General features: G+C 41.9%; 12 protein-coding genes. 3 read left to right on the top strand and 9 right to left on the bottom strand.

Going from position 1 to position 11826, the window contains the following annotated elements; translation table 11 throughout:
* A partial coding sequence (locus ACT8YW_RS19070) for a hypothetical protein (protein WP_444106809.1) occupies positions 1-400 on the top strand: 400 nt, incomplete at its 5' end.
* Between the two features lie 351 nt (positions 401-751).
* On the opposite strand, the gene ACT8YW_RS19065 is transcribed toward ACT8YW_RS19070, so the two are convergent.
* The 9 genes from ACT8YW_RS19065 to ACT8YW_RS19025 form a co-directional block, all read right to left on the bottom strand.
* Entirely contained in the window at positions 752-1201 is a 450-nt protein-coding gene (locus tag ACT8YW_RS19065) for a DUF5053 domain-containing protein (protein ID WP_032849490.1), read from the bottom strand.
* Positions 1202-1242: 41 nt separating this feature from the next.
* Complete coding sequence (locus ACT8YW_RS19060; RefSeq protein ID WP_004313367.1) at positions 1243-1413, bottom strand: hypothetical protein; 171 nt, start codon at positions 1411-1413, stop codon at positions 1243-1245.
* 97 nt (positions 1414-1510) lie between these two features.
* Positions 1511-2734: a tyrosine-type recombinase/integrase gene (locus ACT8YW_RS19055; RefSeq protein WP_444106808.1), complete on the bottom strand. Its 1224-nt coding sequence runs from the start codon at positions 2732-2734 to the stop codon at positions 1511-1513.
* A gap of 367 nt (positions 2735-3101) precedes the next feature.
* Positions 3102-3800 carry a LytR/AlgR family response regulator transcription factor gene (locus ACT8YW_RS19050; RefSeq protein WP_004300327.1) on the bottom strand — a complete coding sequence of 233 codons (699 nt, stop codon included), beginning with the start codon at positions 3798-3800 and terminating at the stop codon, positions 3102-3104.
* Between the two features lie 42 nt (positions 3801-3842).
* On the bottom strand, positions 3843-4904 hold the full coding sequence (locus ACT8YW_RS19045; RefSeq protein ID WP_008999361.1) for a sensor histidine kinase: 1062 nt from the start codon (positions 4902-4904) through the stop codon (positions 3843-3845).
* Positions 4905-4952: 48 nt separating this feature from the next.
* A complete protein-coding gene (locus ACT8YW_RS19040; protein ID WP_004300329.1) occupies positions 4953-6173 on the bottom strand; it encodes an ABC transporter permease in 1221 nt (406 codons plus the stop codon).
* A gap of 119 nt (positions 6174-6292) precedes the next feature.
* Complete coding sequence (locus ACT8YW_RS19035; protein ID WP_117610681.1) at positions 6293-7036, bottom strand: ABC transporter ATP-binding protein; 744 nt, start codon at positions 7034-7036, stop codon at positions 6293-6295.
* Between the two features lie 164 nt (positions 7037-7200).
* The gene (locus ACT8YW_RS19030) at positions 7201-8421 is read right to left on the bottom strand and encodes an efflux RND transporter periplasmic adaptor subunit (RefSeq protein WP_444106807.1); all 1221 of its coding nucleotides are present in this window, start codon (positions 8419-8421) and stop codon (positions 7201-7203) included.
* A 19-nt stretch (positions 8422-8440) separates the two neighbouring features.
* Complete coding sequence (locus ACT8YW_RS19025; RefSeq protein WP_444106806.1) at positions 8441-9838, bottom strand: TolC family protein; 1398 nt, start codon at positions 9836-9838, stop codon at positions 8441-8443.
* Between the two features lie 218 nt (positions 9839-10056).
* Between ACT8YW_RS19025 and ACT8YW_RS19020 the strand changes: the two genes are divergently transcribed.
* Both ACT8YW_RS19020 and ACT8YW_RS19015 read left to right on the top strand, forming a co-directional pair.
* Entirely contained in the window at positions 10057-10293 is a 237-nt protein-coding gene (locus ACT8YW_RS19020; protein ID WP_004300334.1) for a DUF4492 domain-containing protein, read from the top strand.
* Between the two features lie 20 nt (positions 10294-10313).
* The coding region (locus ACT8YW_RS19015; protein ID WP_444106805.1) for a cytochrome ubiquinol oxidase subunit I at positions 10314-11826 on the top strand (1513 nt) is incomplete at its 3' end.

The raw sequence follows: 11826 nt of genomic DNA, 5'->3' as shown, positions 1-11826 counted from the left end.
TTCTAAAGATAAATATGCTTATAGAAAGTTTGCTTTATTAAAATCATTGATATTTGATTATAATTTAAAATTTCTATATGATTCATTTGCTGATTTAGAAAAAGATTTATCTAAATTAAAAGAAAAAGGATGTGATAAATCAGCTGTTGAAAAGAGTATACAAACCGATTTTAGAAAATTGAATGAACGCTTTGTTAATTTTCTGGAGGCTATAGATGGGACATTATATCATTCTATGTTGGATGCTTGTGATCAATGTCGGGATAAGATTGTAAGTAACATAGGTGATGACGGAGTTAATTTATGGGTAGATGAAAAATATAAAGATTTAATAATGAAGCCTTTGGATGATACAAAGAAAAAAATGTTAAGTCAACTTTTTAACTATAGAGGAGAGTAATTTTATACAGTTTATAATAATAAGCTGTCACTTTATTGGAAGGGATAGTTTTTATATTATGGTAAAAAAGAAGGGGTGCATCTACCCCTTCTTTTGTAATTCCTTCTTATCAACAACACACGAATCAACAAACTCTCAAGAAGGGTTACATAAGATAGTACTAATATATAAGTGAAAAGTTCGATCGTGGATATAAAAAAAGTGAGGGGAACCACCCCCTCACCAAAGTCAAACCAAAATAATCCGAATTATGTCCGTATTATCTTGATGTTGCAAAGATACAATTATTTTTCGATTAGACAATAAAAATCCCTGCATCGGCTCAATGCAGGGATGGTGTCAAATAAGAGCTTAACTGATTTTTAATGATGTCTGATGAATCATTTCGCTAACATCGTTCAAAGCGTTCAGGAACGTTTTGAGTTCATTGTCAGTAAAGCGAGCCTTTTTCCCGTTGACTATATTCCCGTTAATACGCTGATATAGCCAGTTTCTACTTTTACCAAAATATTTCTTTGCAATATAACTGAATGAGATTGCTTCGGGCAATTCTCCAAGTTTATCACGTAATATGGCTTCTTCCGCTCTTTCTATATAATCATTGCAGGCGTTTACCGTTGCTTTTAGCCCAGCTTCAGATACTTTTTTGTAGGCTTCCTTTTGGGCTTCCGGTAGTTTATTATATTTATCCTGCATTTCCTTTTTGAAAGCTTCTTTTTCTTCTGTGGTTTTTAGTTCTTTGAATCTTTCAAAGTCAGCCTGCATTTCTTTTGTTGGCAGGCAATCATTCCAATCTATCATAGCTTTTAATGTTTGTCCCTCCCCGAAGGGAGGGATGTTAATTACAACTTTTTTAATTTCTCTTGGATTTCGTTCATCCGATCGAGTATGTCATTTATAAGCGCTTCCCGTTCTTTGGCATTTTCAGGAACCCCATAGGCCTCGTGAAATGAAGCGAGAAGTTTTAAATTCTCATACTCTTGTTCTAATTCTTTTTTTTCTTCATCTTTCATCAGTTAAACATTAAAATTAAGAACTCTTATTTGACACTACAAAGATAATAAGCATTTGGTTATTATGCAAATTCTTAGTGATTTATTTTATATGTGATTATTCATTTTTCAAGTTGTCAAGTATTTCCCTGATTGCTTTATCAGCGTGTTTTCTCATTATTGTGACATAGTTGAAGATTGGTCTATCTTCTTTCATTGATTGCCCGATACAGTATTCCAGTGTACTAAGAGGAATTCCCAGGTCATATCCATGTTGGACGAAAGATTTGCGGGCTGAATATAGGGTGAATTTATGCCTGATTCCTGCCACCTTGCCTAATTGACTGATTTTCCTGGCTAGCAGGTTATAGCAGGAGGTATAGTTCTTGTATTTCCCGAATATGATTTTCCCTGTATTCTTTTTCATATACTTTTTTATAATGGGCTTTGCTTCTTCGGGAATGGAAAAGGAAATCAGGGAGTCCCCCTCTTTGGTGTTTTTGGTCTTTTTTCGGATGTAGTTTATTTCATCCGTCCGGAAATCGTATGCTAGTATGTCTACTAGGTTCATGCCGGCAAGATAATAAGTAAGCATGAAAATGTCCCGTGTGACGTTGAGATTGTAATGCTCTAAATTGGCGTCCCTGATTGTCTTGAGTTCTTCGACGGTGATTTGCGTTTCCCTCTTTTGGGCTGATGGAATTCTGGCTGTGATGAAAGGGTCGATATCGTAGGTGACGTATCTCATCTTTATAGCATAGTTAATGATAACCTTTAGCAGGGTTATGTAGATGTTGATTGTGGTGCTTGACAGCTTTGTCTTTTTGAGCCATGATATGTACTGGTTCATTCTGATAGGGGTAATATGTTCCATGAGAGAACCGTTCCCGATGAATTGCATAAACTTGTTTGTGGCCAGCCGATAGAGTTTGTATGTCTTGGTACGTTCTTCTTCATCTATTTGGGACAGATATTCATCCACGATATCCTCGAACTTACGATGCTTTTCTCCGTTTAACGGGGTAGTTATCATTTTGACTAATTGCGTGCACGTGAGCGAATCAGGGTAGTCCAGTTCCATGTATCGCTTGAAATAAAGGTTGTATAGCTGTTGTAATTTTGTATTGAGAAAATCCTTGTCTGGACGGTGTACTATTTTCCCGTTCTTAAACTCGTTTTCTCTTACCACTATATCCGTGGTGATGAATCTCGTTTCAGAGTTGTGTGCGACTCGAATTCTTATTTTGTGTGTCCCGTCTGATAACTTCTTTGCGGGAACTATTACCAATGTTAATGTAGCCATAATTTGTGTTTTTAGGGTAAAAATGGCGTTTTCGACCATTATTTTTTTAACATCCTATTGTAATTTACTTATAATCAGATTCTAATCGGGGAATTTTCCGACCATAATCCGACCATTTTATAGCGTCAAAAGTGACGTTTTTGCTCTCTATTATAGACTACTAATTGATAAGAAAAATAGTTCGATTGTGCTTTTAACATGCTGTATATCAATAAAATAAAAATCGGAAGCTCATGCTCGCTCGCAGGCTTCCGATCAACACAAAAACTAAACTAGACTTAACTAAACTATTCTATTCTTGGAATTTCACAATCCCTTTCTGTTCGTTGCAAAGGTAGATATAAAACGGGTTTTGACAAACTATAATCGACAAAATTCACTTTTTTACCGATAAATTCATGAATAATTAGCTCCTTTCGTCAAGAAAAGTCTGAAAAACTTGCTTGTAACTATCGCTGATAGGAATATATGTCTTGTCAAAAACAATACGGCCGCGGTCGATCACACGTATCTTATCTTTTTGTACGATGAATGAGCGATGCACGCGTATGAAACGGCTGGAAGGTAAAAGTTCCTCCATTGCTTTCATACTCATCAGTGATAGAATAGGTTTGGAAGCATCTTCCGTATATATTTTAATATAATCTTTCAGTCCTTCGATATACATGATTTTCTTCAAGTCCACTTGCACCAGTTTGTAGTCACTTTTCACAAAAATACTGTCTATCTCTTCCGGTTTCTGCACAAGTTCGAACCATTGAAGGGCTTTGTTGGCAGCTTGCAGGAAATCGACGTAGGAGATTGGTTTCAGCAGGTAATCGAGTGCATTGACACGATAACCGTCGATGGCATACTGTCCGAAAGCGGTAGTAAACACAATGCGGGTGTGCGGATCTACCATCTTCGAAAACTCCAAACCATTAAGCTCCGGCATCTGGATGTCCAGAAACAGGAGATCGACTTCTTCGCCAGGCAATTCTTTCATTGCCTGAACCGCACTGGAATACTTTCCTACGAGTTGCAGGAACGGGGTTTTATTCACGTAACTCTCTAACAAGCTAAGAGCTAACGGCTCATCGTCAACAATTGCACAACGTAACATCATACTATTTTATATCTAAAGTTTTTATATCCAATGTTTTGAAATCTATTCTCTGATCTTGATACTTAATCTCGATTCATATACTTTTTCATCTTTTGAGATGCCTTTCGACCAGGTATAAGCCCCGGGATAAAGAATCTCCAACCGGCGGCTGACTTGCTCCAGTCCCACACCCGAGCCACTTTTATCCTCCACTGTCTTTGGATGATTACTGTTGCGGATTTCGCAAATCACTTCCTTATCATTCTCCGAAAGATGAATACTGATGAAACTCGATTCAGTAGGGGAGATGCCATGCTTGAAAGCATTCTCTATCAATGAGATAAAGATAAGCGGAGCAATAAGCGTCTGACTGTCAGGCTGAATATCAAATTTAGTAATCATCTGTACATTGGCCGACAGGCGGATGCGCATCAGTTCAATGTAATTCCGGATAAAATCAACCTCCTTACAGAGAGGAACGTACGTCTGTTGGTTATCATATAACACATAACGAAGCAGTTTGCTCAACTCCTGAACTGCTTGTTGCGCTTTGTCCGAATCAAATGCAATCAGTGCATAGATATTATTCAGGGTATTCAGCAGAAAGTGAGGGTTCAGTTGGTTTCGCAGATTTTTCAGTTCCGCTTCCGCACGGTTTCGTTCCGCTTCTTTGCGGGCAGCTTCATTTTGCGTCCATCGCGCACTCATACGGATAGCGGCACTTAGGCCGATAGTAAATACGAGGCTCAACATATCTCTAAGGAAGAATAGCCATCCCGGAGGCATACCCGGTCTTTTGGCTTTGGGTGCAAATGACGGATCGAATGTCAGGCTTTGCCAGAGATGTAACAAAATGCCGATGACACATAAAAAGATAATGTTGTAGACGATATATCTTTTGGCCTGACTCTGAAACAGATAACGGGGAACAAGAATGAAATAATTCACGTAGAACGCAATCATAAAAGAGAGTGGTACAGCAAGATGGCGTATATAGGCCATCCAGTTAATGTTCCCGTTTCCACGTTCAACGAAGAAGAACGGGAAACCGAACATAATCCCCCAGCTGATAATGTGTATCAGTATCTCCAGGGGACGACGTGCGGATGTAAAGGTTTGTTTCATAAAGACAAAGATAATTTTTTTAATTGACAACCGACGGTTGTCAATCAATTATTCGTATCTGATGGCTTCTATCGGGTCTAAATCTGCTGCTTTCTTAGCCGGATACCATCCGAAGAAGACGCCCGTAACGGTACATACTGCGAAGGAAAGGAATACACTCCACGGCTGGATATAGATAGGCCAATGCGCTACGCTCTTGACAATCCAGCTGGCCCCGCAACCGATAATCACTCCGATGATACCTCCTGTGATACTAATCATGATGGCCTCGATAAGGAATTGGCTTAGAATATCGACTCCACGTGCACCGACAGACATACGCAGACCGATTTCACGGGTACGTTCCGTAACGGATACATACATGATATTCATAATTCCGATACCACCTACTACCAATGAAATACCTGCGATACAAGCCAGTAGGGTTGTCATCAAATCGGTGGTTGAGTTGAGCATTGTACTCAATTCCTGTTGGGTACGGATAGTAAAATCATCGTCATCCGAAGCTTTCAGCTTATGGTTGCGACGGAGGATCGTACTGATTTCGTCAGTAGCATAATCCGTCATATCTTCGGTAAGGGCAGAGGCAAACACTCCCTGCAAATACGTAACGGCAAGCAGACGTTTCATCACTGTGGTGTATGGTGCAAGTACTACTGCATCCTGGTCTTGTCCCATGGAGTTGTAGCCTTTGGCTTTGAGCACACCTACCACACGAAGCGGTATTTTACTAAAACGAATAATCTTACCTACCGGATCACTTCCGTCCGGAAAAAGATTGTCTACTATAGTCTTTCCAATTACACATACTTTGGCCGAACTCTGTATGTCGGCTTCAGTGAACATCTCTCCGTTTTCAACAGTCAGCTGGCGGATGTCGAGGTATTCTGTTCCGACACCGTTCACGGAAGCTGGGTAATTGTTGTTTCCGGCAATGAGTTGCCCCGATGATGAAACATTGGGACTGATGGCGGACAGGAAACTTGTCTCATCACGCAAGGCTTCGTAGTCGGCAAGCTTCAAAGTCTGCATAGCAGACGGGTCTTGCCGGACACCTCCACGCATATCGGCTCCCGGATGAATCATAATCATGTTCGATCCCATCTCGGAAATCTGCTGCTGGATGCTTTTCTTCGAACCTTGTCCGATAGCCAGCATCGTGATGACAGAAGCAACACCGATAATGATACCGAGCATGGTGAGAAAAGCACGCAGCTTATTGTTCGCCAATGCCCGGAGAGCTATCTTAAATAAATTAGTTCCATTCATAATGAATAATTTGCTAATTTGTCCATATACTAATGGGGCAATTTTCTGAAGGTATAGTCACTCAACCTGTTTGTTGTTCAGCAATCGGCACATTAGTATATCGGCACATTGAATAATTATTAATCCTCGTCGTTTTTCGGCAATGCGGCCAGCGCTTCGGCAGCAGACAGAATTTTCGGATTGGTTGTATCTTCTATAACCTGACCGTCACGCAGACGGATATTCCGGCTACTATATTGCGAAAGTTCGGGATTATGTGTTACAAAGATAATCGTACGTCCCTCTGCATGAAGCTTTTGAAACAGTACAAGTATCTCGAAAGAGGTACGGCTATCGAGGTTTCCGGTCGCTTCGTCGGCAAGAATCACTGCCGGATTGTTGACCAATGCGCGTGCGATGGCAACGCGTTGCATCTGTCCACCGGACATCTGGTTGGATTTATGTTCCAGACGGTCTCCCAATCCTACAGCCTGTAGGGATTCGATGGCGCGGTGACGGCGTTCGGAAGCGCTCACAGCAGAGTTGTACATAAGCGGTAGTTCCACATTTTCTACAGCCGTCGTTTTAGGTAACAAGTTGTAGCTTTGGAACACGAAGCCAATCTTCCGGTTTCTTAGTACTGCACGTTGAGGCTTGCTCATCGTACGTACAGGAATATCGTCGAGCAGATATTCTCCACTGGTCGGGGTGTCCAGGCAGCCTAATATATTAAGCAGCGTGGATTTTCCCGAACCGGAAGTACCCATGATGGTAACAAACTCTCCTTCATTGATATTGAACGAAACGCCCCGCAATGCGTGGACGGTTTCGTCGCCTACCTGAAAGTTACGTTTGATATTTTGTATTTCAATTACTTTTTTCATCGTAAATAATGTGTAAAGAGAGTGTGTCAAAACGCAGATTAACGCAAATTATCGCAGATTATTTCAATTATATTGATATATAAATCAACGACTTGTAGAATTATTTTTGCGATAATTCGCGTTAATCTGCGTTTTATTATTCATTATGACACCCTCTTGAATAATTATTTTTTCTTCTTACTTCCCGGAGGGCCAGGCATGAACGGACTTCTTTCTCCGCCACTTTCCTGATTTCCTTCAGCAGCCACATTTTCACCGGGCATTGCTCCTATGGTAGCTTCGGTCACTACTTTTGTTCCTTCGGAAATGCCACTGATAATTTCTGTAGATATACCGTTGCTGATTCCTACTTCTACCGGATGAGCGGTGAATGTGGTTCCTTCACGAGTCCAGAGTTTATGTTCGCCTTCGCAATCTTTTACGATGTCATTATTACCGATTAACGGTTTTTCAGGTGTGAATCGCAGTGCTTTGTTCGGAACAGACAACACATCCTTTTTATCAAGAATATAGATCGTGACATTAGCTGTCAAACGAGGTTTCAGTTTCAGATCAGGATTGGGAGCAGAGATTACAACTTCATAAGTAACTACTGTAGTAGTGGTACTTGTACTGCTCGTACTGCTTGCATCTCCCAGACGAATTTGTGTAACTACGCCTTCGAATACATCATTCGGATAAGCATCTACCGTGAAGCTGGCACGCTGGCCTTCTACTACACCGCCTATATCAGCTTCATCCACATCGGCCACTACCTGCATCTGTGTCAGGTCGGCAGCAATGGTGAACAGTGTCGGAGTTTCGAATCCGGAAGCAACGGTTTGTCCTGCTTCCACATCACGGCTGATGACTACTCCGTCAATCGGTGAGGTGATAGTAGCATAAGCCAGATTACGTTCCGCTTTTGCGAGCGATGCCTTACTGCTATCATAGCTACTTTCCGCTTTCTGATAGTTGTAGAGGGCCTGTTCGAAATCCGTATCACTAATCAGTGACTTTTCATGTAAGCCTTTGCTACGTTCATAATTCTTCTTCTGATATTCATATTCGGCTTTTGCACCATCGTACGTTGCCTGTTGTGATGCCAGTTCACTTTGCAATGTGGCACGGTCCATTTCGGCAATCAACTGTCCTTTGGTTACTACCGAGTTGTAATCTACGTAAATCTTGTCGATGATACCAGAAACCTGCGTACCGACTTCTACTTCCGTCACCGGTTCGATGGTTCCGGTAGCAGTGACCGAATTTGAAATATCGCCTTTGCTCACGTTGGCAGTGGCGTAGGTGACTTTGTGCTTGGCCGGTGAACCTGCAAAGAACCAAATTCCTGCACCTGCTACCACAACGACTGCCACAGCGATTAAGATAATCTTTTTTGTTTTCATTCGTTTATTATGCTTTTATTTATAATGCTAATTGATCTCCCTGATAGAACTTCAGCAACTGTGTATTCAGTATGGCCATATATTTGGCTTGAAGTTGTTCCTGCTGTGCTTGCAGCAAGTTGTTCTTTTCAGTAAGAAGTTCTATGGTATTCTTCATTCCCAGATTAAACTGTTCGCTAATCAACTCATAGCTGATTTGTGTACTCTTCAACTTCTCATTTGCTGCTGCATAGCGTTGTTGTGCACTGTTAGCATCCAGCCAGAGTCCTTCGATGGTTTTGTACAGAGCCTTTTGTTCGTCAAGCAAGGATAACATGCTCGTCTCGTATTGCAATTTTGCTTTCTGTACGGCACTTTTAGTTTGACGGTTATTAAAGATCGGCACACTGACAGACAATCCGATCGAATTGTTCCATCCGTTTTTCACTTGCTCTCCGAACGTGAAGTCGCTGCCGTTGGTGTGGTTGGTTCCGATTCCTGCGCTAAGGCTGATTGTGGGCAAATAACTTGATTTGGCAATACCGATACCCAGTTCGGAAGCCTCTACATTAAGTTTGCTAGCTTTAATCTCCGGGCGAAGACTCAATGCACTAATGTACACATCTTTTTTGGTAGGCAACGGAGCCAGTACATTTTCGTCGGACAGGGCAGGGAGGTAGATATTCATTTCATTCTCCCCATCCAGTTCGAGCAGTTGTTTCAGTTGTAATTTGTAATCTTCAAGAGTGGCTTGCGCTGTGACAAGTTGGTATCGGTCTGTGCTCACCTGTGCTTCCAGTTGGGCGAAGTCGCTTTTGGCAATACTTCCGGCGTTCAGAAGTTCCTGTCCGCGGTCACGCTGCGCAATGGAAACTTGCAGGGTACTTTCGTTTACTTTGACAGACTCAGCTGCATAAAGAATCTGGATATACACTTGGGCGATAGATTCCTGAATGTTATTTTCGGAAGTCGCTACGTCCAGTTCGGCTACCTGATTGTTCAACTTTTCCTGCTGGATGGTTTTCAGTCTTTTATTACCATTATATAGAGTCCACGACGCATTCAGTCCATAATTGCCATTATAGCTCGTTTTACTATTGCTACTGATAATTTCGCTGCCGCTTACCCGACTACTCGTCTCCTGATACGGACGATTCACCACCTGCTGGCTGGTAGAGAACGAAAGACTGGGAAACAAGGCAGCCTTAGCTGTCTTCACATCAATCTGCGTGCTGGCCGCAGTGATCCGGTTCTTGCGAATCGTGATGTTCTGCTCTTTTGCGTAGTCGATGCATGACTGCAAATCCCATTGAGCCGGAATTTTCGTTTCTTTCAGCGTATCGACTTGCAGCGGAGAAACTTGGGCAGATATGCCGGACAGCATACCTGCTCCAAAAAATGTCATCACTGTCAATCTTCTTACATTTATCATATTCATACTTCTATTGATTTACTGTTAGCGAAGGTACGTACATATTATATATGCCGCAAAAACGATAGACGGATGACGTAATTTCGCCGTTAAATGTTTTTTTTCTGTCGATAGGCAGGTTTTTGAATAAAAACACAACAAATCACACAACTTTTTTGACTAGTTGTTTGTTTTAATTATAAAAAATGTATATTTGTACTCATTACAAATTATAACGTCAACATATGAAGAATACACTGCTTACGATCTGGAACTTCTATTTGGAGGGCTTCCGTAGTATGACCTTGGGGCGTACCCTGTGGGTTATCATTCTGCTGAAATTATTCGTTATGTTCTTCATCCTTAAAATGTTCTTTTTCCCTGATTTCCTCCGTGACCATCCTACGGATGACGACAAGGGAACATACGTGGGAAACGAACTGATAGAACGTGCCATCCCCGGTAAATCTACTGATTTTTAACTCTTAAACTACATAGGATTATGATTGAAAGTATTGACACCTCGCTGATCGATTGGTCGAGAGCCCAATTTGCGATGACAGCCATGTACCACTGGATTTTTGTTCCTCTCACACTCGGACTGGCAGTGGTGATGGGAATCATGGAGACGCTGTATTATAAAACAGGCAATGAATTTTGGAAAAAGACTGCCCAGTTTTGGATGAAACTTTTCGGTATAAACTTTGCCATTGGTGTGGCAACCGGTTTGATTCTGGAGTTTGAGTTCGGTACGAACTGGAGCAATTATTCATGGTTTGTAGGAGATATCTTCGGTGCTCCGTTGGCTATTGAAGGTATTTTGGCATTCTTTATGGAAGCCACATTTATCGCCGTCATGTTCTTTGGATGGGGCAAAGTAAGTAAACGTTTCCACTTGGCTTCTACCTGGCTTACAGGCTTGGGGGCTACGATTTCTGCCTGGTGGATTCTCGTTGCCAACGCATGGATGCAGCATCCGGTAGGTATGGAATTCAATCCTGATACAGTTCGTAATGAGATGGTAGATTTCTGGGCAGTGGCTACGTCACCTGTAGCGGTCAATAAATTCTTCCATACGGTATTGTCCGGCTGGGTGCTGGGCGCTGTTTTTGTAGTCGGCATCAGTTGTTGGTATCTGTTGAAGAAACGTAATCGTGAGTTTGCGCTTGCCAGCATTAAGATTGGGGCGATTTTTGGATTAGTAGCATCGTTGCTTTCTGTTTGGACGGGTGATGGTTCCGGTTATCAGATTGCCCAGACGCAACCGATGAAACTGGCTGCCGTGGAAGGTCTGTATGAAGGCGGCACTAATGTAGGTCTGGTTGGAATAGGAGTGTTGAACCCGGAAAAGAAGACTTACAACGATGGGAAAGATCCTTTTCTCTTCCGTTTTGAAATCCCCAGCATGCTTTCTTTCCTTGCAGAACGTAATGTAGACGGCTACGTTCCTGGTATTACAAATATCATCGAGGGTGGTTATCAACAGAAAGACGGATCGACAGCTCTTTCTGCTGCCGAGAAGATAGAACGTGGAAAAACGGCTATCGGTGCATTGGCTGCCTATCGTGCAGCAAAGAGTGCAGGACATGAGGAAGATGCTCAAATTGCATATAAAGTATTACAGGAAAATATTCCATATTTCGGTTACGGATATATCAAAGATGTGAACCAACTGGTTCCGAATGTTCCTCTGAACTTTTATGCATTCCGTGTAATGGTAATCTTGGGCGGATACTTTATCCTGTTCTTTATTGTCGTTCTCTTCTTTATCTATAAGAAAGATTTAAGCCAGATGCGTTGGATGCACTGGATTGCTCTGCTGACAATTCCTTTGGGATACATCGCCGGACAAGCCGGATGGGTGGTTGCCGAATGTGGGCGTCAACCGTGGGCTATCCGTGATATGCTGCCGACAATGGCTGCCATCTCCAAACTGGATGTAAGCTCTGTACAAACGACTTTCTTTATCTTCCTGCTCCTGTTTACAGTGATGCTGATTGCAGGTGTCGGAATTA

It is taken from the genome of Bacteroides sp. (assembly GCF_052357945.1).
Classification (GTDB): domain Bacteria; phylum Bacteroidota; class Bacteroidia; order Bacteroidales; family Bacteroidaceae; genus Bacteroides.
Note: the sequence above shows the minus strand (reverse complement) of the source record. Positions and strands in the feature narration are given on the sequence as shown.